The organism is Sphingomonas faeni (assembly GCF_024273235.1).
Taxonomy (GTDB): Bacteria; Pseudomonadota; Alphaproteobacteria; order Sphingomonadales; family Sphingomonadaceae; genus Sphingomonas; species Sphingomonas faeni_A.
The window spans coordinates 1-24,018 of record NZ_JANBVH010000014.1 but is presented as its reverse complement, the minus strand read 5'-3'; the positions used below and the strand labels follow the sequence as shown (position 1 = coordinate 24,018).

At 66.6% G+C, this 24,018-nt stretch carries 13 protein-coding genes; 6 read left to right on the top strand and 7 right to left on the bottom strand.

Annotated features, from left to right (window positions below; genetic code table 11):
• The first annotated feature begins 3 nt into the window (after positions 1-3).
• Genes NLI89_RS09490 through NLI89_RS09475 form a run of 4 tightly spaced genes read left to right on the top strand, consistent with a single transcriptional unit; the run spans position 4 to position 6,656 of the window.
• The gene (locus NLI89_RS09490; protein WP_254686826.1) at positions 4-1,638 is read left to right on the top strand and encodes an alpha-N-arabinofuranosidase; all 1,635 of its coding nucleotides are present in this window, start codon (positions 4-6) and stop codon (positions 1,636-1,638) included.
• Between the two features lie 4 nt (positions 1,639-1,642).
• Complete coding sequence (locus NLI89_RS09485) at positions 1,643-4,012, top strand: glycoside hydrolase family 95 protein (protein ID WP_254686825.1); 2,370 nt, start codon at positions 1,643-1,645, stop codon at positions 4,010-4,012.
• Between the two features lie 20 nt (positions 4,013-4,032).
• Positions 4,033-5,094, top strand: a complete 1,062-nt coding sequence (locus tag NLI89_RS09480; RefSeq protein ID WP_254686824.1) for an alpha/beta hydrolase — start codon at positions 4,033-4,035, stop codon at positions 5,092-5,094.
• A complete protein-coding gene (locus NLI89_RS09475) occupies positions 5,091-6,656 on the top strand; it encodes a glycoside hydrolase family 43 protein (RefSeq protein WP_254686823.1) in 1,566 nt (521 codons plus the stop codon). The genes NLI89_RS09480 and NLI89_RS09475 overlap by 4 nt, the downstream gene beginning before the upstream one ends.
• 132 nt (positions 6,657-6,788) lie before the next feature.
• On the opposite strand, the gene NLI89_RS09470 is transcribed toward NLI89_RS09475, so the two are convergent.
• The 5 genes from NLI89_RS09470 to NLI89_RS09450 form a co-directional block, all read right to left on the bottom strand.
• Positions 6,789-8,675 carry an NPCBM/NEW2 domain-containing protein gene (locus NLI89_RS09470; RefSeq protein WP_254686878.1) on the bottom strand — a complete coding sequence of 629 codons (1,887 nt, stop codon included), beginning with the start codon at positions 8,673-8,675 and terminating at the stop codon, positions 6,789-6,791.
• Positions 8,676-8,689: 14 nt separating this feature from the next.
• Complete coding sequence (locus NLI89_RS09465) at positions 8,690-11,362, bottom strand: glycoside hydrolase family 3 C-terminal domain-containing protein (protein ID WP_254686822.1); 2,673 nt, start codon at positions 11,360-11,362, stop codon at positions 8,690-8,692.
• A 64-nt stretch (positions 11,363-11,426) separates the two neighbouring features.
• Positions 11,427-13,379 carry a sialate O-acetylesterase gene (locus tag NLI89_RS09460; RefSeq protein WP_254686821.1) on the bottom strand — a complete coding sequence of 651 codons (1,953 nt, stop codon included), beginning with the start codon at positions 13,377-13,379 and terminating at the stop codon, positions 11,427-11,429.
• Positions 13,380-13,395: 16 nt separating this feature from the next.
• Positions 13,396-14,937 (bottom strand): tryptophan halogenase family protein, encoded by a 1,542-nt coding sequence (locus NLI89_RS09455; protein ID WP_254686820.1) that lies wholly within the window; start codon positions 14,935-14,937, stop codon positions 13,396-13,398.
• A 63-nt stretch (positions 14,938-15,000) separates the two neighbouring features.
• A complete protein-coding gene (locus NLI89_RS09450; RefSeq protein ID WP_254686819.1) occupies positions 15,001-18,066 on the bottom strand; it encodes a TonB-dependent receptor in 3,066 nt (1,021 codons plus the stop codon).
• 240 nt (positions 18,067-18,306) lie between these two features.
• Between NLI89_RS09450 and NLI89_RS09445 the strand changes: the two genes are divergently transcribed.
• Positions 18,307-18,993 (top strand): SapC family protein, encoded by a 687-nt coding sequence (locus NLI89_RS09445; RefSeq protein WP_254686818.1) that lies wholly within the window; start codon positions 18,307-18,309, stop codon positions 18,991-18,993.
• On the top strand, positions 18,990-19,991 hold the full coding sequence (locus tag NLI89_RS09440; RefSeq protein WP_254686817.1) for a cupin-like domain-containing protein: 1,002 nt from the start codon (positions 18,990-18,992) through the stop codon (positions 19,989-19,991). The genes NLI89_RS09445 and NLI89_RS09440 overlap by 4 nt, the downstream gene beginning before the upstream one ends.
• A gap of 10 nt (positions 19,992-20,001) precedes the next feature.
• Here the strand turns inward: NLI89_RS09440 and NLI89_RS09435 are convergent, their stop codons facing one another.
• Positions 20,002-20,916, bottom strand: coding sequence for a hypothetical protein (locus tag NLI89_RS09435; protein WP_254686816.1), 915 nt, complete (start codon positions 20,914-20,916; stop codon positions 20,002-20,004).
• 37 nt (positions 20,917-20,953) lie between these two features.
• Positions 20,954-23,950: a TonB-dependent receptor domain-containing protein gene (locus NLI89_RS09430; RefSeq protein ID WP_254686815.1), complete on the bottom strand. Its 2,997-nt coding sequence runs from the start codon at positions 23,948-23,950 to the stop codon at positions 20,954-20,956.
• Positions 23,951-24,018 lie beyond the last annotated feature (68 nt).

Genomic DNA, 24,018 nt, shown 5'->3' with positions numbered 1-24,018 from the left:
AGCATGAACCTGTTCAGTCATAGCATCGCACGATCGCGCATCACTCCGACGGGCCGCGCGCTGCGTCGCCTTGCCGGTTCGCTCGCACTGACGCCGCTGATCCTCGCAGGCACCGCGATCACCGCGCCGGCATTCGCGCAGGACGCGACGGCGCCGGCCGTCACCGCGACGTTGCAGGCGGACAAGCCCGGCCCGGTCGTCCACCGCGACGTGTTCGGCCAGTTCGCCGAGCATCTCGGCCACGGCATCTATGGCGGGATCTGGGTCGGCAAGAATTCGCGTATCCCCAATGACGGCGGCTACAGGCGGGACGTGCTTGAGGCGCTGAAGGCGATCAACGTGCCGATGGTGCGCTGGCCCGGCGGGTGTTTCGCGGACGAATATCATTGGCGCGACGGGATCGGCGCGACCAAGGCGCGGCCGACCAAGGTCAACACCAACTGGGGCGGCGTCAACGAGGACAACAGCTTCGGTACGCACGAATATTTCGGGCTGATGGACCGCCTGAACGCCAGCACCTACGTCTCCGCCAACGTCGGCAGCGCGCCGCCCGCCGAGACGGCGCAATGGGTCGAGTACATGACCGCGGCGAAGGGCACGACCGTGCTGGCCAAGGAGCGCGAGCGCAACGGCCATGCAGCTCCGTGGAAGATCCAATATCTCGGCATCGGCAATGAACTCTGGGGCTGTGGCGGCAACATGCGCGCCGAATACGCCGCCGACCTGACCAACCGCTATGCGCAGTTCGCCAAGTCCGCGAACGGCCCGATGCTCAAGATCGCGAGCGGCCCGAGCGATTCCAACTACGAGTGGACCGAGGCGATGATGCGCATCGCCGGCAAGAACATCGACGGGCTTGCGCTGCATTACTACACGCGGCCCCGCGACAAGGACTGGAAGGACAAGGGCGCCGCGATCGGCTTTCCCGAGCGCGAATGGGCGACCACCATGTCGCACACGCTGGAGATGGAGGAATTCATCACCAAGCACTCGGCGATCATGGACAAATATGATCCGGCCAAGCGCGTGATGCTCGCGGTCGACGAATGGGGCACGTGGTATGATCCGACGCCGGGCAGCAATCCCGGGTTCCTCGAGCAGCAGAATTCGTTGCGCGATGCGGTCGTCGCCGGGCTCAATCTCAATATCTTCGCGCATCATGCCGACCGCGTGAAGATGGCCGCGATCGCGCAGATGGTGAACGTGCTGCAGGCGATGCTGCTGACCGACGGCGCGAAGATGGTGAAGACGCCGACCTATTGGGTGTTCGACCTCTACAAGCCGTGGCAGGGCGCGACCTCGTTGCCGATCACGCTGAACTCGCCCTGGTATCACAAGGACGAGGTGGCGGTGCCCGCGGTGAGTGCATCGGCGGTGCGCGATCCGGCGGGTCAGGTGCATGTCGCGCTGGTCAATCTCGACCCCAATCGTGCGATGCCGGTGACGGTGTCGCTGGCGGGGTTGCAGGCGACGCAGGCGAGCGGTCGGATCATCACCGGCACGGCGATGGACGCGCATAACAGCTTCGACGCGCCTGACGTGGTGACGCCGCAGCCCTTCACGGGCGCACAGGTGACGGGCGGTACGCTCAGCGTGACGCTGCCCGCGAAGTCGGTGCTGGTGCTCGATCTGCGCTGATCGGGTGACGATCGGCGACCCTTCGCGCCGGAACGTGCTGGAGGGGGCAGCGGCGACCGTCGCTGCCCTTGCCCTGCCGGTCGCGGCCACGGTTCCTGCCCTTGGCGCCGCCACGGCCACGCCGATGCCGACGGGGCGGCGGCTGTGGTATCGCCAGCCCGCTGCCGTCTGGACCGAGGCGCTGCCGGTGGGAAACGGCAGGCTGGGTGCGATGGTGTTCGGCGGCGTGGCCAGCGAACGGCTGCAACTGAACGAGGACACGCTGTGGACGGGCGGCCCGTACGATCCGGTGAACCCCGCCGCGCACGCCGCGCTGCCGAAGGTTCGCCGGCTGATCGACGGCGGTGCCTTCGCCGAGGCGCAGACGCTCGCCAATGCGGCGGTCATGGGCGTTCCCAAAACCCAGATGGCATATCAGCCGCTCGGCGACCTGCTGCTCGATTTGCCCGCCGCGTCCGGAGCGACCATCGGCGATTATAGCCGAGAGCTCGATCTCGACACCGCGATCGCGATCACGAATTTCACCGCCGCCGGTACGCGCTTCCGACGCGAGGTGTTCGCCGCGCCGGGCGATCAGGTGATCGCGGTACACATCAGCGCGGACCGGCCGTTCGACCTGCTGGTCGGCCTGCAATCGCCGCACCCGGGCGCCGTCGTCGTGGCATCGCCCGCGATGTTGACGCTCACCGGGCGCAACGCAGCGCGCGCCGGGGTTCCCGGACGACTGCGATTTGCGGCGCGTGCGCGGGTGTCGACGACCGGGGGATCGGTGGCCTCGGACGGCGATCGGCTGCGCATCGTCGGTGCTCGATCGGTGACCGTGCTGGTGGCGATGGCGACAAGCTATCGGCGGTTCGACGATGTCGGCGGTGACCCCGAAGCGGCGACGCGCGCCACGATCGATGCTGCCTCCCGCCGCGGGATCGACGGGATCCGTACCGAGACGATTGCCGCGCATCGCGCGCTGTTCGGTCGGGTGCGGCTCGACCTTGGTCGCACACCCGCTGCTGAGGAGCCTACCGACGAACGGATTCGCGCGAACGATGCCGCCGCCGACCCGGCGCTTGCCGCGCTGTATTTCGATTATGGCCGCTATCTGCTGATCGCGTCGTCGCGCCCCGGCAGCCAGCCCGCCAATCTCCAGGGCATCTGGAACGACCAGATCAAGCCGCCCTGGGAGTCGAAATACACGGTCAATATCAATACCGAGATGAACTACTGGCCGGCGGAGGTCACCGCGCTCGCCGAATGTACCGAGCCGCTGGTCCGGATGGTGCGCGAGTTGGCGATCACCGGCGAGCGCACCGCGCGCACAATGTACGGCGCGCGCGGCTGGGTATGCCATCACAACACCGACCTGTGGCGTGCGACCGCGCCGATCGACGGGGCGGAGTGGGGATTGTGGCCGACCGGCGGCGCGTGGCTGTGCACGCACCTGTGGGATCGCTACGATTACGGGCGCGATCTCGCCTATCTGCGCTCGGTCTATCCGCTGATGCGCGGGGCAGCGTTGTTCTTCCTCGATACGCTCCAGACCGATCCGGCGACCGGCGCGCTGGTGACCAATCCGTCGCTGTCGCCCGAGAACATCCATCCCGCGGGCGCGTCGATCTGCGCGGGGCCGGCGATGGATATGCAGATCCTGCGCGACCTGTTCGACCAGGTCGGGCAGGCGGCGGCGTTACTCGCGATCGATGCGCCGTTTGCGGCCGAGGTCGCGGTGGCACGCGCGCGCCTCGCACCTGATCATATCGGTGCGCAGGGTCAGCTTCAGGAGTGGCAGCGCGACTGGGACGCGGCCGCGCCAGAACCGCATCACCGCCACGTGTCGCACCTATACGGCCTGTTCCCGAGCGACCAGATCGATCTCGATCGCACACCAGCATTGGCGCAGGCGGCACGGCGTTCGCTCGAACTCCGCGGCGACGAGTCGACCGGCTGGGCGACCGCGTGGCGTGCGAACCTGTGGGCGCGACTGCGCGACGGCGATCATGCGCACCGGATCCTCGCCTTCCTGCTGGGGCCCGAGCGGACCTATCCCAATCTGTTCGACGCGCATCCGCCCTTCCAGATCGACGGCAATTTCGGCGGCACGCGCGCGATCGCCGAGATGCTGATGCAGAGCAGCGGCGACGAGATACGCCTGTTGCCGGCACTGCCGAGTGCATGGCCAACTGGATCGGTGACCGGATTGTGCGCGCGCGGCCGATGCGCGGTCGACGTGGAGTGGCGGGGCGGCGAACTGGTCGAGGCGGAGGTCCGCGGCGAGCTACCGGGACGCCGCGTGATCCGCCTGGGTAGGCGGCGGGTCGAGGTCGTGCTGACGCCGGGCAAGGCTGTCAGGCTGCGCGGTAGCGATCTGGCGCGCGCATGAACAAGCAAAAGGGGATGTCCGTGAACAGAGTTCTCGTCGCAATCGGTACTGCGTTGGCGGTGCTGTCGACCGGCCCCGCTTGGGCTCAGGTCAAGACGCCGGCACCGCCGGCCGTCGCCGGTGCACAGCCGGTAAAGATCGAGCGGATCACCGTCCACTCCCCAGCGATCGAAGGCAATCTCGAAGGCGAAAGTCCAGACCGCGCCGTGCTGGTTATCCTGCCGCCGAGCTATCGCGCCAACCCGAAGCAGCGCTATCCGGTGGTCTATGCGCTGCACGGCTATTCGATCGGCGTCGAACAATGGATCGGCGAGATCCACGTGCCGCAGACGATTGAGGGCGCATTCGCCAAGGGTGCGCGCGAGATGATCGTCGTGCTGCCCGACAGCAAGACCGCGCATAACGGGTCCTTCTATTCGAGTTCGGTGACTGTGGGCGATTTCGAGACGTTCGTCGCGCGCGATCTGGTCGGCTATGTCGACGGCCATTACCGGACGATCCCGGACCGTCGCAGTCGCGGCCTCGCGGGGCATTCTATGGGCGGCTACGGCACCGCGCGGATCGGCATGAAGCATCCCGAAACGTTCGGTGCGCTCTACATGATGAGCCCGTGCTGCCTCTCGACGCGCGCTCTCGGCACGCCGGATCCGGCGACCGAGGCAGCGATCCGCGCGCTCCGCTCGCCGGCGGATAGCGCGACCTTGTCATGGGGGCAGCGTGCGCAACTTGCGACGGCTGCAGCGTGGTCGCCCAACCCAAAGGCACCCCCGCTGTACCTCGATCTGCCGATCAAGGACGGCGTGCCGCAACCCGACGTGTTGGCGCGCTGGGCGGCCAATGCGCCGCTCGCGATGCTCGATCAATATGTCGGCAATATGCGGCGCTATGCGGCGATCGGTATCGACGTTGGCGACCGTGACGGGCTGAAGGACGATGCCGGCAAGTTGCATGCGGCGCTGGATAGCTACGGGATCGCGAACAGCTTCGAGGTGTATCCGGGCGATCACACCAGCGGCGTCGCCGGGCGCGTGCAGGACAAGATGATGCCGTTCTTCTCGCGCACGCTGGCGTTCGGCAAATGAGGGGCTCGCTGGCAATCGCGCTGGGGCTGATGGCGACCGCCGCGTCGGCGCAGGTGTGGCGATCGGACCAGGGCGACGGGACGTTCCGCAATCCGGTACTCTTCGCGGATTATCCCGATCCCGACATCATCCGCGTCGGCAGCGACTATTATTTCGCCACGACGACGTTCGCGAACACGCCCGGCATCACGATCCTGCACAGCCGCGATCTGGTGAACTGGACGCTCGCGTCGCACCTCGTCGATCGGCTGGAGGGCAAGCCCGAATACGACCTGAAGGGCGGCAACGCATACCGGCACGGGCTCTACGCCTCGTCCTTACGCTACCACGCAGGCACCTATTATCTCGCCAACACGCCGGTCGGGCAGAAGACGCGGATCTGGTACGCCAAGGACGTGAGCGGGCCGTGGCGCTATCACGAACTGGAGCGCGAGGCGTTCGATCCGGGGCTGTTCATCGAGCCGGACGGTCGCGCGTATCTGGCGACGGCGAGTACCGCGGACGGCACGATTACGTTGCTGACGCTCGACAAGGCGCTGGCGCACGTCACCGCGTCGGAGAAGGTGCATTACATCAAGGGCGCGGAGGGGTCGAAGATCATCCGGCGTGGTGCGTATTATTACATGTTCAACGCGCTGCCGCCGCGGCTTGCGCTGAGCGTCTCGCGGTCGCGCAGCCTGTTCGGGCCATGGGAAACGCGCGACCAGATCGACGACAAGACCGGCGGGCATCAGGGCGCGCTGGTCGACCTGCCCGATGGCCGGTGGTTCGGCTTCGTGATGGAGGACAGCGGCGCGATCGGGCGGATGACGAACCTCAGCCCGGTGTTCTGGCAGGACGATTGGCCGGTATGGGGCACGCGGGAGACACCCGGTCGCGTGCCGCGGCGTGCGGCCAAGCCGATCCCCGGGGGCGCGTTTGCGGAACCGGCGACGTCGGATGATTTCGGGAAACCGACGCTCGGGTTGCAATGGCAGTGGAACCACAATCCCGAGCCTTCGCGCTGGTCGCTGACCGAGCGGCCTGGATGGTTGCGGTTGAAACCGACGGTCGCGACCGGCTTCTGGAGCGCGCGCAACACGCTGGTGCAGAAGGGGCAGGGGCCCGCGAGCCGCGGCGAGGTGAAGCTCGACATCCGCCATCTGGCGGCGGGGGATCGCTGCGGGTTCGGGACGTTCGGGCAGTTCAGCGGGAATATCACGGTGCAGGGTGGAGCGGGTGGCAAGGCGATGCTGGCGATGGAGGTGACCGAGGATACGGTCGCCGGCGCCCGGACGGAAGTTCGCGCCACTGCGCCATTGCCGCGGGCCGAGGCGCTGTGGTTGCGGACCGACATGGACTTCACGACCGATCGTGCGCGGGTGACGTATAGTCTGGACGGGCGGCGCTGGACTGGCCTCGGCGGTGACTTCCCGCTCGCCTTCGCGTGGCGGACGGGGACGTTCCAGGGCGAGCAGTTGGCGCTGTTCTGCTACGCGCCGACGGCGAGCCGGGGGTGGCTGGATATCGACCGGTTCACGTTGTCGGCGTTGCCGCCGGGCGCGCCGGAGCGGGTGCGTTAGCGTCGTTTTCAAACCCTTCCGTTCGTGCTGAGCGAAGTCGAAGCACCGCTCTCAACGGGTGCTTACGCATTTGGAGAGGGGCCCTTCGACTATGCTCAGGGCGAACGGGAGAGGGGGCGGCCTCCCCTTTCCCTATTTCAGTAACGCCGCTTCCGCCCATGTTGCAGGTTGCGGCGTGCCGGCATTTACCGCCGCGCCAGTCCCCCGCGCCACCAGTTCGATGATCCGCACGCCCGCCACCTTCGCCTGCAGCGGCACAGCGGCCTCACCGAACGCCATCGGCCGCGACTTGGCGAACAGGCGACCATCGCCCCACACCTCGAACACCGTGGTGCCGGAGCGCGGCTGGCCGGAATCGTTGATGCCCACCTTGGCCGAGAACCGCGCGTAACCCTGGTTGCGGACTTCGAGGCGGGAGTTCGCCAGCACGCCGATCCCCGTGTCGAAGTCGGTGCCGGCCACCCGCAGCAGCTTGCCATACGGCGCACGGTCGGCTTCGGCGCCGCCCCAGCCGCCATATTGCGGGTGCTCGCCGCCGCCGCGCGTGCCGGTCCATGGCGTGATCGACTGGTAGATCGTCGGATCCGGCTGCGGCACCCCCACTCCGTCGGCGGCCGGATTGACGCGGCCGGTCTGCTCCGAAAGGTACAGCCCGCCAGGCAGACGCCGCGTGCCGGTCGCGCGGAAGATCAGCGTTTCGTGCGGCGCGAGCGCCACCGCCATTTCCTTGCGGAAGCTCCGGTCCTTCTTCGTCCACAGGTCCTTCAAGTGCACATCGGCGGTCGGCAGCATCTTGAGCTGTTCGGCAGTCAGCACGGCCTTGGCGGGCGACGCGGTACGGTTGAACAGCGCGACGCCCTTGCTGCCGTCGGCGAGCGTCTTGACGAAGGTCTGTACTTCGCCGGAATCGTAGGCGAGCACCGCCTGATTGCCCGCAGGGTCCTGATTGAGCGCGACGATGTCTGCATTGCCGAAGATCGCGAGCAGGTCCGGCGTCAGCTTGCGCAGGTCGTAGCCGATGATCAGCGGCGAGTTGATCATCGCCCATAGCGAGAAATGCGACCGTGCCTCGGTCAGATGCGCCGCGTCGAAATCGCCGGTGCCGACGAACAGCATGTCGGGGTCGTTCCACGATCCGGGATGCGCATAGAGCGCGCGGTGCGTCACGGTGTCGAGGTTGGTCAGCATCCGCGGCCAGACCGGTTGGATGTCGTCGCTGGTGCGCGAGGTGTTGCCGACGTCCTTGCCCCACGCCCGCACATCGCCCGCGCCCCACAGGCACAGCGAATAGACATAGGGGCGGTCGCCGGCATGTGTGTGCAGCGCGGTGTGGACCTGTTCGTAGAGGCGGCGGATGCCGGCGACGTCCGATCCGCCGAGCGACTGCATGTCGACCAGCGGCGTCAGCGCGCGATAGAGACCCGACTTCACCCGCGGTACGTCCGCCGGCAGGCCGCGTGCGCCGCAGCCATCGACCTTGATGAAGTCGAAATTCCATTCGGCAAAGAACAGACGGATGTCCTGGTCGACATGGCCGTACAGCCCGACCTCGCGCTCCGCGACGGTGCCTTCGGGCTGGTTCTTGAAATCGGGGGTGTAGATCTGGCCGCAGCTGTTGCGGCCGATGTCCGAATAGATGCCGGCCTTCAGCCCCATCGCGTGCAGCCGGTCGGTGAGCGGGCGGAAGCTGGTGTCCGCGCCGGTCGCGGCGGACGGGAAGTGGCTCGTGCGGATCAGCAACCGGCCGTCGGGCTGGCGACGCTTGAGCCACCAGCCATCGTCGATGTTGACGTAGCGATAGCCGATGTCGCGCAGCCTGGTATCGACCAGCGCCTGTGCGGACGCGAGCACCTTCTCCTCGTCGACGTCGCTGTTGAACGCGTTCCACGAATTCCAGCCCATCGGCGGCACCGGGGCGGAGCCATCCGTGTTGGCGCTCCATTTGCCGGTCGGCGTGAGCGGGTCGGCAGCAGCGGCGAGCGGACCGCACAAGGCGGCCAGCGCCACGCCGATCATCATCAAGGGGGTACGCTTCACTTCGGTAGTTCCTTCGACTGGCGTGCGGTGAAGCGTGCGGATTGGACCGGCGCGCCGGTTCCCGGCTGGCCGGAGCCCACGCTGACGCGGTAGCTGCCCGCCGCGACCGAGCGCGTGCCATCGACGGCCACCGAACTCAGATCGCGCGGCGACAAGTCGAAGGTGATGGTACGCGCCTCACCGGGACCCAGCGCGACACGCTGGAAGGCGCGCAACGCGATCCGCGGCGTGCCAGGCCGATCGGGGAAGTTCAGGTAGAGCTGCGCCACCTCTTCGCCTGGACGATCGCCCTGATTGGTCAGTCGCGTGGTGACGCGGATGCCGGCCTCGGCGCCGCCGCGTGCGGGCTTTACGGTCGGCGTCGTATAACCGAACCGGGTGTAGCTGAGGCCGTGGCCGAACGGATAGACCGGCGTGCCCGCGAAGTAGCGATAGGTACGGCCCTTCATCGCGTAATCGCCGAACGGCGGCAGGTCCGCGACGCTGCGGTAGAAGGTGAGCGGCAGGCGGCCCGACGGGTTCGTCCGTCCGGTGAGGATGTTGGCCGCAGCCGTCCCGCCGGTTTCGCCCGGATACCAGGCCTCCAGCACGGCGGCGGCGTTGTCCTTCGCCCAGGCGAGGTTGATCGGGCTGCCGTTCATTGCGACCAGCACGATCGGCTTGCCGCTGGCCTTGGCCTGTTCGAGCATCGCGATCTGGTCCGCGGGCAGGTCGAGCGTCGTCTTGTCGCCCCCTGAGAAGCCCGGCACCGTCACGCCGGTCTCCTCCGCTTCGAGATCGGAAGTGAGACCGACGACCGCGACCAGCACGTCGGCTTCCGCCGCCGCGCGACGAAGCTCGGCGGAGGGTGCATCCGACACGCGCTTCCATACCAGGTCGACCCCGCTGCCCTCGGCGCGGATCGAATAGCGCCGCCCGCCTTCGAGCTTCAGCGTCGTCATGCCCGGCAGGTCGTTCCAGCGTGCCTTGCGCCGGTCGGAGATCATCTTGCCGTCGAGCGTGAGCGTCCCGCCCGATCCCGACAGCCCGACGCGGTAGGTGCCGCTTTCCGGGGGGACCAGGAAGCCGGTCCATTCGGTGCGATGGACGTCGGCGACGCGCGCGAGATCGAGGTTGCGGTCGCCGACATCGGGCTCGATCCGCATGACTACCGGCTGGGTCTGATACTTGGCCGCGGCGACCAGTTTCTCGCGCGTGCCCGGCGCATATTGCGCAGGCATCGGTGTCGTCGGATTATAGTACCGCGCCAGCAGGCCGGGCTTGCCGTCGGGCGTGAGCAGCGCGGACGTCGGCACGCGGTCGCCGTCCGTAACGGACTCGCCGAACGGCACGAGCGTGACCTGGCTCGCACCGAGCGCGGTCTTCAGACCCTCCAGCATCGATACCGGCTGGCCCGATAGCGGCGACGAGTAATTGCCGCGCAGCACGCGCGTCGCATCGCCCAGCGGGCCGATCACGGCGAGCTTCACGCCGGGCTTGAGCGGCAGGATGCCGTCGTTCTTAAGCAGCACCATCGATCGCTCGGCCGCAGCCAGCGCCAGCCGTCGATGCTCCGGCGCGCCGACAACGCTGGTCGGCAGCGCCTTGGGTGCGCCGGCAAGCCCGGGAAGATCGCCGGTCCGGTAGCGTGCGGCGAACAGGCGGACGAGGCTCCGGTCGACGTCCGCCTCGGTGATCAGGTCGCGGCTGAGCGCCTCGCGGTACCGGGTCTCCAGGCCCGCAGTATCGCCCAAGGTTTCGCCGTTGCACTCGTTGTCGACGCCCGCACGCATCGCAGCGGCGACCGCGGCGGCGCTGTCGGGTGCGTATTTATGGTTGTCGGCGATGTCCTTCACCGCATCGCAGTCGGACACGACATAGCCCTTGAAGCCCCACGCCCCGCGCAGATGCTCCTTTAACAGCAGGTCGCTGGCGCAGGCGGGCTGGCCGTCGATGCGGTTGTAGGCGCACATCACCGATGCCGCGCGTCCGTCGACCAGCGCCGCGCGGAAGGCGGGGAGGTAGGTATCCTCCAGGTCGTGCGCGGAAACGAAGACGTTGGCGGAATGCCGCGTGCCCTCGGGCCCGCTGTGGACCGCGAAATGCTTGGGCGTGGCGATCACCTGCGGGCGGTCAGGGTTGGGGCCCTGCATCCCGCGGACGAAGGCAACGCCCATCGCCGCGGTCAGGAACGGATCCTCACCATAGGTTTCTTGCCCGCGGCCCCAGCGCGGATCGCGGAAGATGTTGATGTTGGGCGACCAGGTATCGAGCCCGGTGCCGATATGCCCGTTCCTGCCGGTCTCGCGGCCGAGCGTGTGCAGCCCGCGCACCTCCTCGCTGATCGCGCCCGAGACGTCGTGGACGATCGGCGCGTCGAAGGTCGCGGCAAGGCCGATCGGCTCAGGGAAATTGGTGGTCGCGAGTGGCCCCAGCGCGCCGTGCAGCGACTCGGTCCACCAGTTGTACGCGGGCACGCCGAGCCGCGGGATGGCGGGCGCGACGTTGAGCAACTGTGGCAGTTTCTCGTCGAGCGTCATCCGCGCGACGATGGCGCGGGCCATCTGCTCGGCGGGGTCGCTGGCGGTCTGCTGGCTGGGCGTGGCCGCAGGCTCGCGGGCCAGTGCCGGCGAAAATGCGAGCGCGAGCCCGGCCGTCGCGAGCGCGCTCGCCTTCATGGTCCTGCGCATCGTCACTATCCCCCGTTGCGGCACGCGCGAGCGGCCAATTGTGTTCTTCGCACCCGTTCGGGGCTTATCGACCCGGCGAGACCGCCACTTCGAACGTGCCGACCGGCAGCGGCGCGTCGTCGGCGAGGTTGGTCGCCGGGGCGTCGGCCCAGGCGTAGCGGACGCGTGTGACGGGTTGGCCGTCGCTGGGGAGCGTGACCTCGGACCCCGCGACCTTGCCCGGAGCATAGCGGCAGGTACCGACGGCCGGACCGCAAAGCTCGAAGCCGATCGCCTGCGCGGAACTGCGCGCGTGCAACGCGCCCGTGACGCCGCTGAACCGGACCGTAACGCTGCCATCCGGCTCACGCCGCGCATCGGCGACCGCGGGGCCGGAGGGCGCGATCTTCTCGCCGTACACCGCCGCGCGCATTACGCGTGCGAGCCTTTGGCCAACCTCGTGTTTCTCGCCGGGATGGATGTCGAGCGCGTCGCCGAGGTCGAGCGCGACGGCGATGCCGGCATGCGGGTCCGCCGCCGACACGCGTCGTTGCGCATCGCGGACGTCGCCCCAGCCGCTTTCGCTCGGCGCGATCGCCGGGCTGCCGTAATTGGCGAGCTGGACGATCGCGAAGCCGGTCTCGGGCGTACCGAAACGGCGCCGCCAGTCGGCGATCAAGGCCGTCATCCGGCGATCGTAACCGGGGATGCCGGTGTCGGACTCGCCCTGATACCAGGCCATCCCGGCGAATTTCGTGCTGCCGAGCGGCGCGATCATCGCGTTGTAGAGCGTGCCCGCGCCATTGATGTCGTCCCACGGCACGCGTGGTGCGGCGCCCGCCAGCCGCTTCGCGATCGCATAACGCCAGCCGGTGCCGAGCGGGACGCTGGTCCCATCGGCGAACGACAGTCGCATCGAGTCCGCGGGGCCGGTCATCCCGCCATAGGCATAGACGTCGTCGTCGTTGACGGTGATGACGTTACGCCCGGTCTTCAAACTGCCGGCGGGCAGCGCGTAGACGCGCGATTGTGAGGCTAGGCTGCTGCCGCCGACGCCCACGCCGTTGACCCAGGTGCGGTCCGCGTCGTCGACCATGCCCAGCACTAGCGTCGCAGGGCCGCGCGCCTGCTCGGCGGTCAGCTGGACCTCGTGCTGGTACCAGAGCATGCCGTTGTAACTGGCGAGTTCGGGCACGCCCCATGTCTCGAAATTGGTCATCGCCGGCACGGGACGCCAGTCGAGCGCGGCATCCGGCTGCCACGGCTCGCGGCCGACGGCGTCGCCCGAGCCCGTGCGCCACCAACTTTCCCAGATCTTCGATGCCTGCCGATTGGCCGCGGCGGGATCGCGGGCATAAAGCGCGAGGAGATCGGCGGGGTCGCCCAGTCCGGCTTGCCTAAGCGCAGTATCGCTCATCCACGCGCTGATCCGCGATCCGCCCCAGCTCGAATGCACCGCGCCGATCGGTACGCCTGCCGTCCGGCGCAGCGCCTGGACCATGTAGAAGCACGCGGCGGAGAAGTTTGGCGCCGTGGTGGGGCCGGACACCGTCCATGCCGGCTGTTGGGCAAACCGCGCGACGGGTGCGGCGGCGGAAACCTTTTCGACGGTCAACAGGCGGAGCTTGTCGTCGACCTCCGGATGCGCGTCCGGAAACAGGTCTTGTCCCTGGTCGACGCGCAACTCCATGTTGCTCTGCCCCGAACACAGGAATACGTCGCCGATCAGGATATCGCGGAGGACCGCCGCACCGCTCGGCGCGGCGATCGTGAGGTCGTAGGGTCCACCGGCGGGGAGCGCGGGCAGGCTCGCCGAAAACTTGCCGTCGCGTCCTGCCGTGGCCGTGACGCTGCGACCGGCGAGCGTGATCATCACGGTTTCGCCAGCCGCTGCCTCTCCGGTGAGGGCGATGGGCTGGCCGCGCTGGATTACCGCGTGATCGCTCAGGATACCGTCAAGGCGCGGGGCCGCCGACGCGGCGGTCGCGCCGATGGTTAGGATCGCGCCGATGGCCAGGCACGCTGTGACGGTCCGCATAATGTTCTCCTGACGGCTAGATCGACTGAAGGCCGTGCCGCTTGATCTTGTCGATGAGATCGCGGTGGCCCGGCAGGCTGCTCACCAGTCGCTGGGTCTGCATCTGGTTGTCGTGCCTCGCACGCCGCGCCAGCGCGAGGTCGTCGTCAATCGTCCCGGGCATCACCGCGGTCCGCGCGCCCATACCGTACAGCACATATTGATAGCTGGCGGACGGGAAGACCTCCTCGGCGCGGTCGAACTCGTCATGCACCCATGGCGACTGGAAGCGCCACAATTCCATCAGGCCCATCAGGCGGCCGGGGATCGTTTCCGGCCGGACATTGTCGCGCCAGAACTCGGTGTCGGTCCGCTTGGTCAGCGCATAATGCAGCTTGAGGAAATCGATGATGCGGCCCCAGCGGTAGCTGGTCGTGTCGTTGAACCGGCGCGCGACGACGTCCATCACCTCGCGGCAGGCCGGCATCTGTTCCGCGATCATCTTCGCCGACAATTCGATCAGGACGATCGCGGAGGCTTCGAGCGGCTCGAGGAACCCCGCGGCCAGCCCGACCGCGACGCAGTTGCGCGCCCAGAACTGCTCGCGGTGGCCGGCACGGATCGCCAGCCGTCGCGCGGTCAGGTCGCGCGCCGCAGGGCCGATATAGTCGCGCAGTTCCTGCTCGGCGGCATCCACGCTGATGTGGCTGCTGGAGAAGACATGGCCGACCCCGCGCCGTGTCGGCAGGCCGATGTCCCAGATCCAGCCCGCCGACTGCGCGGTCGAGATCGTATGGCTCGCGATCGGATCGTCGGGCAGGTCGTACGGCACCTGCATCGCCAGCGCGGTGTCGCAGAAGAGCACGTCGGTGCAACTGCGGAACGGCACTTTCATCGCGCCACCGATCAACAGCGCGGCAAAGCCCGTGCAATCGACGAACAGGTCGCCCGCGATCGATATGCCCTGCTCGGTATCCAGGCCGACGATGTCGCCGCTCTCGTCGAGCCGGACCTCGGCGACGTCCGCCTTGACGTGGCGGACACCCAGCGTGTCGCAGCAATGCCGCTGGAGGAAATGCGAGAATTTGCCCGCGTCGAGGTGGTAGGCATAGTTCGCGTGGCCGTCATATTCGGGCGTCGCGATCGTCTTGGGACCAAGCCCTTCGTCGCAGATCCGGCCCTGCGGCGTGACCGTGTCGCAGAACGTCGTGCCACCTTCGTCCGCCAGCCAGTGCGGCGCGAGGTTCACCTGCCCGAAATGCTGCGGGAGCATCAGCGGATGGTAATAGCCGTCGTCCGGCGCGCCCGTGGTCCAGCGATTGAACCGTGCGCCCTGCTTGAAGGACGCGTCGCACTGCCGGAACAGCTCGGTCTCCGACACGCCCATCTTCTTGAGCGTCGAACGCAGTGTTGGCCAGGTCCCTTCGCCGACGCCGATGGTCGGCACGTTGGGCGATTCGACCAGGGTCACGGTGAAGCCGTGCTGGCGACGCGCCTGATGCTTGGCCGCGATGACGCCCGCGGTCAGCCACCCTGCGGTGCCGCCGCCGACGATAACGATGTTCTGAATTTCGTGCATGGTGCAGCGTAACTGAAAAGAGGCGGAGCACGAACAGGTCGTGCTCCGCCAGGGGGGAGGGGGTCAGAAGCGGTAGCGGATGCCGGCCGTGTAGCGACGGCCGTAATCGAACACGTCGAGCAGCTGGTTGTCGTAGCGCCCGTGCGTGCTCTGCTGGTTGTTGTTGATGTTAAGCGCTTCGCCAAACACGCTGAAGTGCTTGTTGATGTCGTAGCTCGTCGTCAGGTCGATCTGGAAGCTCTGGTTGACGAAGGTCGGTTCGGCACCGAACGAACCGGTGTTCTGGTTCTGGCCGAACTGGAGCAGATACTTGTCGCGCCAGTTGAGCGCCGTCCTGAACTGGAACCCGCCCTTGTCGTAGAAGCCGACGAAGTTCGCCGAGTTCGCCAGGCCCGTGACCGCGAAGCCGGTCTGCGAGATGTTCTTGTCGTCATAGGGCCGGTTGGTGTTCACGAACGTCGCGTTGGCCTGGAAGCCGAAGCCGGTGTCGCCGAAGACCTGCTGCCAGGCGAGCTCGACGCCGCGTACGGTGGCGTCGGGTCCGTTGACCTGCTGGGTGACCGCGAAGCTGGCGAGCTGGCCGGTGGTCGGGTCGACGAGGCCGTTGATCGTCTGCCGAGTCACGCCGCCGACCACGAAGTTGCTGACGTTCTTGAGGAAGAAGCCGACCGACAGGTACGAGTTCCGCTTATAGTACCATTCCGCCCCGATATCGAAATTGTCGGCGAGATAGGGCTTCAGGTCCGGGTTGCCGCCGCTTGCCGACAGAGCGCCGATGCGCTGGCCGTTCCCGACGTTGAGCACCGGGTTGAGCAGCGCGAGCGATGGACGGGTCAGCGTCCGCGAGGCATCGAACCGGAGGATCAGATTGTCCGTGAGTTCCAGCTTCGCATCCATGCTGGGCAGCAGGTACGAGTAGGAGCTGTTGCTCGTGACGCCTTGCACTTCCGTATAGGTCGGAATGCTCAGCAGCGTCCGATCCGCCGTGCTGGTCACCAGCGACGTCGGCAGGCGGCCCTGTCCGGTCGAGACGAGGTTGGTGTTCTCGTTACGCACGCCTGCGTTGAACGTGAACGGCATGCTGCCGATCTCGGTCTTGAAGTTGACGCTGAAGTACAGCGACCACGTCCGCTCCCTGACCCGCAAGATGCTGCCCGGATCGACCGCTTCGTCGAAGGTCCCGGTGAAGCCGGTCACGTTGCCATAGTTGAAGCCCGGCACGTTCTGCGCTTGCGGGTTGCCCAGGCTGGTCAGATAGTTCTGGTAGGCGACCGGGCTGAACACGAACACCGATGGCGGCAGGCTGCCGTCGAACCCCGGGATGAAGTTGTTGAGGCTGACCGATCCCTGGTACAGGCTGCCCGGCAGGGGCGCGACGCCCGAGGTGCCCGCGGAGGGTGCACCATAACCGGCATAGGCCTGCCAGAAATTGTTCGTGAAGGTGCTGGTGTTCCGGAAGTTGAACGTGTCCTGATAGAATTGGCCACCGGCCTTGATCGTCAGGTCGTCCTGCTTCCAGGTGGCATTGCCGCGGAACTGCATCAGTTCGTCGGTGTTGCGCTGCGTCTGGTTGACCGCGACGTGCGTGCCGATCAGCGACGTGTCCGCCCAGGCGGCGCTGTTGCCGGCCGGGCCAAAGTTGCTGATCGTCGGGAACGCGCCGCTGCTGTTGCCGTCGACCGTGAACTGCAAATTGTTGCCCAGCGCACTGCCATAACCGATGTCGCCATTCTGGCTGCCGATGACGTTGCCCGGGTTCCGCCAGCTCTTCGCATAGGATCCGTCGGCCTCCAGAGTCAGATTGTCGGTCACGTCGTATTTGACGTTGAGGCCGGTCTGGTTGGTCTGCAGGATCTCGGTGTTGCGCGCGGCCGTGAAGTCGGTCGGCGTACCGGCCTGGGTGAAGTCGACCGCGGTCCCGTTGCCGTCGAGGGTCACGTTGCGCAGGTCGCCCTGGTTGAACCAGACGCCGAACGCGTAATTGTTCTGGACGATTTCCTGGCGGGAGAAATTATTGTCCAGCGTGATCATCAGGTCGTCGGTCGGATGATATTGGAACGCGACGCGGGCGTCGACGCGCTCGTCCTTCACGCGCTGCTGCTCCGCGCCATATTGCTGCGGGAACCAGCCCGGGATGTTCTGGCGGTTGTTGGGATTGGCGTAGGCCGCCGACGTCGTGTCGCTGGTCGGCGAGCACGCCCCGGCGCCCGCGTTCCCGGCCAGCTGGCATGGCGCGAAGTTGCCGCCCGGCCAACCCGACACGTACACACGGTTGGTATCGGTATCACGCCGCGTATAGATGACGTCGGCCAGCACGCCGAACGTCTCGTCCGCATTGGTATCGCTGATCAGCAGGCCCGCGGTCGGCACGATCCTGCCGGCCCGCTCCTGGATCGAACCCGAGCCGGTCGCGGCTAGGCGGAAGCCGGGATGATCGTACGGCTTCGGGAACTGGATGTCCACCGTCGCACCGATCGAGCTCGACGACAGCGATACGTCCGGGGTCTTCAGCACGCTGAGCTGGCCGATGAAGTCGACGCCGACGGTGCTGAAATCGATCTGGCGACCACCGGTGGCAGTCGAGATGCGACGGCCGTCATACAGGGTGGTGTTGAAATCGCCGCCGAAGCCACGGACGGTGATGCCCGTAGGCTCGCCGCGCGAACCCGAGCGCTGGATCGACACGCCGGGAAGGCGCTGCAAGGCCGCCGCGACGTTCGAATCGGGAAATTTGCCGATATCCTCGGCAGATATGACGTCCACCACGCCCGACGACGTGCGCTTCAGGTCGAGGTTGCGCTGCAACGAGCCGCGCAGGCCGGTGATGATGATCTCGTCGCCTTCGCCGGCTGCGTTGCCCTGGGCTGCGTCGGGCGCGGTCGCTATATCCTGCGGCTGCCCGGCCTGCGCCGCGGTGGTCGTGTTCGCGGTGGAGGGGACTGCGGGCGAAGGAACTGCGGGCTGGGGAGCGGTCGGCTGAACGGTGGTGCTGTTCTGCGGAGTACCCGTGTCCTGCGCCAGGGCAGGGATCGACCAGACAAGGGCCAACACGCTCGACGCGCAGGCAAGCGCACTCGTTCGCCCGGACAGTCCGCGGAAGCCATTTGTTACGCGTGTTTTGGTTACCATCACTACATCCCCTCGTAAGACCTCGCACCGCCCTTCTGGTATGGGGCATATGCGAACCGACTTTTCCACCAGCCGAGAGAGGGTGCGATTCCACCCTCGCTTCACTCCGCGGTAGCGCTCACAATACGCCGGCTTCGCGCCATTGCAAGCTTTTGTATGAGTTATGGCGTCGCGACTTTGCATCGGTGCCGGCTTGTGCGATCAAAGTCGCAACAAGCCGTATCGGAGAGGAGAGCGAGGATGGCCGTCTGGGAGGTGCTGAACAGCGAACAGCATGCGACGCTGCGCGTATCACGGAGCGCCGACGGCGAACGGCACTTCGCGCAGATCGTCGCCGACGAGTTTTTGCGCGCGGCGCCCTATTATCCCATCCTGTTCACGAAGCACCCGGAGACCGGTGCGTTCTATGCCGGCGCGATCATGGGTATAGAGCCCGGGCACAGCCTGTTCGCGGTGAAGGGCGCGCTACCGGACTATCGCCCGGCCGACTTGGAACGACAGGGTTTCTTCATCACCGATGGGCAACTCGTCGTGGACCGCGACCATGCCGTCTTCGCCGGTTCGGAAGGCGCGTCGCTGTTCGAGATCGACGGTGGGGCAGGGACGGCGCTCAAGCGTGTCCAGCACGCGCTCCACACGCTGCAGGTCGGCCTCCCGGAGACGGACGGGTTCATCCAGCGCCTGCTCGCGCACGGCCTGCTGGAGCCGATCGACGTGACCATGGACTTCGACGACGGCGAGCATGTGCGGCTCGATGGGCTCTATACGATCAGCCTGGATGCGCTGCACGCGCTGCCCGATGTCGCCGCGCTCGAGCTGTTTCGACGCGGCGATCTGCAACTCGCCTATGCCCAGACCGGGTCGGTGCGCCATCTGCGCACGCTCGCGAGGCTCCGCAACGATCGATCGGCTGAGGACGTCCGGTGATCCTTTCGCCGCCCGCGAATGCGCTGACCGATCCGGAGAGTTTCAGAGCCTCCGTAATGGCGCCGCATAAGCCCGTCGTGATGCGCGGGGCCGCGCGTCACTGGCCGATGCTGGCCGGCGGGGGGCTGGAGGGCGTCGTCGAACAGCTGCTTCAGTTCGACGCGGGCAAGGCAGCCGAGGTGTTCGTGGGCTATCCCGCGATCGGCGCGCGATACAATTATGATGCTGGGCTTACCGGCTTCAACTTCGACCGTACTATGATGCCGTTCGGCGAGGCGCTGGCCCGGATCCTGTCCAGTGCGTCCGAGCCCGATCATGCGAGCCTGTACATGGGCTCGCTCGCGGCAGAGCTTTATCTGCCGGGGATCGAGCAGACCACCCGGCTGCCGTTCGTTCCGGCGGCCGTCAAGCCGCGCTTCTGGATCGGCCATTCGTCGACCGTGGCGTGCCACTACGATACGATGGACAATGTCGCGTGCGTCGTCGCGGGCCGGCGGCGGTTCACGCTGTTTCCGCCCGACGCGATCCGCGATCTTTATGTAGGACCAATCGATCATACGCTTGCCGGCCAGCCGATCAGCCTCGCGGTTGGCAGCGAGCCCGGCGATCCCCGCTACCCCCGGTTCGCGGAGGCGAGGGATCGTGCCCTGGTCGTCGAACTGGAGCCGGGCGACGCGCTCTACGTCCCCAAATTATGGTGGCACCAAGTCGAGGCGATCGGCGAGGTCAACGTCCTGGTGAATTTCTGGTGGGACGGGTTCGCGACCGGGCCCGATCGGCCGTACACCGCGATGATGCTGGCGCTGCTCGCGATCGCCGAGCGACCTTCTGCCGAGCGGCAAGCTTGGCGGGCATGGTTCGATCATTACGTGTTTCGCCCGGACGGCCACCCGCTGGCCTTTCTTCCGCCCGAGCGGCACGGCATCCTCGGCGCCGGTTCCAAGGAGAATCATGGCCGCATACGCACCCTCGTCATGCGCTTGCTGCGTGGCGGTTGAGTAACCGCGCTTAGTCGAACTGCTTGCGTTCGATCGTCAGCCGGGGATCTTTGCACAAGCCGCAATCCTTGCCGACGAAGCGTGCCGCGGCGGTATCGATCCCTTTCAGCCGCCAGTCCAGCCATGCGGTCACGACCTCTGCCGCGACCCCGCCGTGAGGCAGCATGTACGTGCCGCCATGCCCGACGGGAATGTTGACCAGTGCGGCGGGAATGGTGGCGATCCGCCGGTAATCGTCGGTCCCGTTCGCGGCGGCGATGTCGGTCGGACCGCCCAGGACATACAATATCGAGCCGTGCAGCGTCCCGAGCAGCGCCTTGTCGGACACCACCCCCGCGATCGGGTTCGTACCGGTCGGAAAGAAGCCGCTGTTCATGATCACCGCCGTCCTGACCCGCGGATCCTGTGCCACGGATAAGGCCTGAAGCCCGCCGCAACTCCAACCCGAGACGGCCACTGCGTCGGTTGCGATCAAGCCTCTGAACGGACTGCCGGGACGAGCATTCTCGCGCTGCGCCCAGTCGATCGCGTCGGACAGCGCGCGGGTCGGCGTCGCCACCGTGAGCTTTCCGCCGCCGGGTGGTGCCGGGGAAGGGCTGCCCGCCGCACGCGGGATGGTCCCGGACGCGACCACGAGATAGCCATGCGAGGCGATCTCCAGAAGATGGTTGCGCGAACTCGTGCCGTCCGCGCTGCACCCGCCGTTACCGAAGACATAGATGCCGAGCGTGCCGCGACCGATCGCGCCGAGGTCGGCGGGGCGGTACACGACATGATCGGGCAGGTCGGCCCGCTCCTCGTAGAGTGCGGAATAGGCACCCGAGCCTCGTTCGGCCGGATCGCTGCGCGCCTCGGCCGGAGCGAGCGAACTGAACGCAAGGGCGGAAGCGATGAGCGCGCCGTATCTCTTGATCTTACGTCGCATGACGATCCCCTTTTCGATGTCTCGAACCGCCAAAGACTCAGAAGCTGAAGCGCACGCCCGCACGGTAGATGCGACCGACGATGTCGTACAATGCCGGGTTGGCGTTGTTCGGTGAATCGGCAGGGTCATGATCGAAGACGTTGTCGACCTTGAAATAGGCGGAGACCTTCTTCGTGAAGTTGTACGTGCCGCCGACGTCGAGGTAGAACGCGCCCGGCATCGAATTATTGTCGATGGTCGGTGCGTTCGCCGTGGAGACGGGGCAATTGCCCGCCGAACAGACGACATATTGGTTGCCGTAATTGCCGTCGCTGAACCAGCGCTCCTGGACCATCAAGCTGAACCGGTCATTGGCATAGGTCTGTACGGCGAGCAGCTTCCAGTTCGGAGTCGCGCCCAGATTGACACCGGCGCCGTCGGTCGGCGCGGTATTCGGCAGGCCCGTATCGGTGATGAACTTGCGGATGTGCGTGGCGAGCGCGCGCACCGTGAAGCTGCCATCGATCCCCAGCGGCCGCTGCCAGCGGTAACTCGCCTCGATATCGAAGCCGTCGGTTTTGATCGAGGCGAGGTTGAACGCCTGGCTGTTGACGAAATTGGGGCCGTTCGGATTGTTGAGATTGAAAGCCGAGCACGTGTCGGGAAGGATGTTGCGGAAGCAGAGGTCGACGATCTGCACCGCACCCAGGCTCGAGATGACGTCGGTGACCTTGATGTTGTAATAGTCGACCGACGCGCTGAACCCGGGCAGCCAGGACGGGTTCGCGTACACCGCCCCGACCTCGGTATTGCGAGCGATTTCCGGCGTTAGGTTGGGGTTGCCGATAGCGTTCTGGATCGCGACCACGTTCACGTTGCGGCTCGGGTCGAAGAAATTTGGCAGCGTCGTCGTCACGGGTGCGGCGAACAGCTCCGAAAGGTTAGGCGCACGGACGTCGCGCGACGTGACGCCGCGCAACCTGAGTCCGTCCAGCGGGGTGTCCCAGGTGCCGCCGATCTTCCACGTCCAGATCGTGCCGGACGTGCTGTAGTCGGTGACGCGCGCGGCACCATTCACGTTGGCGCGGCCAATTGCGTCCGATTTGAACAGCGGCACGTCGAGTTCGACGAACGCTTCCTTGACGTCGTACTCGCCGGCCCCGTTCTTGTAATTGCCTGCATACCAGTTGTTGCCGGCCGCGAGCAGCGTCGGATCGGCGGGGAACTCCGCGTTGTACGGGCTGATATCCGACACGCCCGCACCATAGGCATCGGCGCGCACGGTGTAGAATTCCTTGCGGTATTCGCCACCGAACGCCACCGCGAGCGGCCCGGCCCACAGGTCCAGCGGCGTGCCCGAGAAGCTGACGCTCGCCGCGTCCTGGGTCAGGCGCATCCGCTGGAACGGGCCGTTTTCCGGCTGGACGTAGCGTCGTGCCGCGTCCGACGGCGTCTCGCCGCCGATGATGTTCAGCGGCACGCAGCCGTTGGCGCGTGCGACCGGGTCCGCGCACACGATGACGCCGTTCAACGTGATCGCCTGGATCGCCTGATTGAAGTGCGGCGTCAGCACGATGTTGTCGATGTCGATCGCGACGTTGGTGATACCGCGCTGGTAATAGGCGTCGTACGTCCAAGGCTTGCCGAACAGGTCGAACTTGCCCTTCAAGCCACCGACGAAGCGATATTGCCGCCGATCCGTGTTGACGTCGGTGCTCGGCAGCATGGCGACGCTGGTGCCGAACTGGAAGCTGCTGATCCCCGCGGTCGTGCAGGCCGCTTGGATCGATGCCGGCACGAACGGGTTCGCGCACTGGATCGTCAGGCCGGGGCGGTTGGCGCCGTTGGTCGGCTGATTGTGCGTCTTGACCTGCCCGACGTTGACGCTGAAATACGCCTCGTTGTCGGGTGCGAAGTCATATCCCACGCGACCGTACCCATCGAGCCGCTGGATCCCCGACTGCAGCGAGCGGCCGGTATCGATGTTGCCTGACAGGTCGCCGCCGATGCAATAGCCGGGCAGGCAGCCGTTGACGGCACCGCTGGCGTTGCGCGACGGCGTTCCGTTCGAGCCATATTGGAACGCGAACGGCCGACCGCTCTGATCGAAGGCCGTGCCCTGCAAAGGACCGGCAGTGATCAGCCCGTATTTCGTGAAATTATAGGGCTGCGCGAAGTTTCGCACGAGATATTGCGGGGATCCGTCATTGGTGACGTTCCGGTTGATCAGGGTCGTCTGTTTGAACCAGTCGCGACCACCGGCCAGATCCAGGCCGTAGTCGCCGGGACCGACGCCCTCTTCCTTGGCATATTCACCGCTGACGACGACGTGGAGGCTATCGTTCAGGAAGCTCCGCCCCGCCGCGAGCTGGACCAGCCCCTGGCCGTTGTCGCCATAGTTGGTGATGCCGCCCTGGACATTGCCCTTCACCCCCTCGAACCGGGTGTCGGTGATGAAGTTGACGACGCCGCCCACCGCGTCCGACCCGTACGAGGCCGATGCGCCGCCGTTGACGACGTCGACCCGCTTGATCAGCAACTGCGGCAACAGGCTCACATCGACCACGCCCGTGTAATAGGCGCCGACCACGCGCTGTCCGTCGACCAGCGTCAGCGTCCGGATCGTCCCCAGGCCGCGCAACGAAAACGAGCTGAGGCCCTGCTGGCCGCTCGACGTGCTGAACGTGTTGGTCGCGGACCCGCTGGATCCCTGGAGCGACGGCAACTGCGCGATCGTCGTGAAGATGTTGGGCTGCGCGTTGTTCTCGATATCCGCCTGGCTGATGATCGTCGTCGGCGTTGGTGCGGTGAAACCGCTCGTCTGGATACGCGATCCGGTGACGATGATATCCCGCGTTTCCGGGTCGTTGAGGGCGGGCTCTGCGACGGCGGTCGGTGCCGGCGTAGCGTCGGTCTGCGGGGCGGCAGCCTGGGGTTCGACCGCCGAGACCGGGGCAGTCTGGGCAAACGCAGCGCTTGCACAGGACGCGATGATCAATGCCGCCGCACTGCTCGATCCACGGATGGCGTCGCGCAGCGCCTGGGTCGACCTCAATCTCGCATGATCCTTCCGCCAGGTACTAAGAGCAATGACGATCGGCGACGGCGATTGTGCGTGACCGA

Excerpts from the sequence above, each read along its gene's own strand:
- NLI89_RS09450 (WP_254686819.1), bottom strand. The coding sequence starts at position 18,066 with ATGGTAACCAAAACACGCGTAACAAATGGCTTCCGCGGACTGTCCGGG.
- NLI89_RS09475 (WP_254686823.1), top strand. The coding sequence starts at position 5,091 with ATGAGGGGCTCGCTGGCAATCGCGCTGGGGCTGATGGCGACCGCCGCG.
- NLI89_RS09460 (WP_254686821.1), bottom strand. The coding sequence starts at position 13,379 with ATGCGGACCGTCACAGCGTGCCTGGCCATCGGCGCGATCCTAACCATC.
- NLI89_RS09445 (WP_254686818.1), top strand. The coding sequence starts at position 18,307 with ATGGCCGTCTGGGAGGTGCTGAACAGCGAACAGCATGCGACGCTGCGC.
- NLI89_RS09490 (WP_254686826.1), top strand. The coding sequence starts at position 4 with ATGAACCTGTTCAGTCATAGCATCGCACGATCGCGCATCACTCCGACG.
- NLI89_RS09435 (WP_254686816.1), bottom strand. The coding sequence starts at position 20,916 with ATGCGACGTAAGATCAAGAGATACGGCGCGCTCATCGCTTCCGCCCTT.
- NLI89_RS09465 (WP_254686822.1), bottom strand. The coding sequence starts at position 11,362 with ATGCGCAGGACCATGAAGGCGAGCGCGCTCGCGACGGCCGGGCTCGCG.
- NLI89_RS09470 (WP_254686878.1), bottom strand. The coding sequence starts at position 8,675 with ATGATGATCGGCGTGGCGCTGGCCGCCTTGTGCGGTCCGCTCGCCGCT.
- NLI89_RS09455 (WP_254686820.1), bottom strand. The coding sequence starts at position 14,937 with ATGCACGAAATTCAGAACATCGTTATCGTCGGCGGCGGCACCGCAGGG.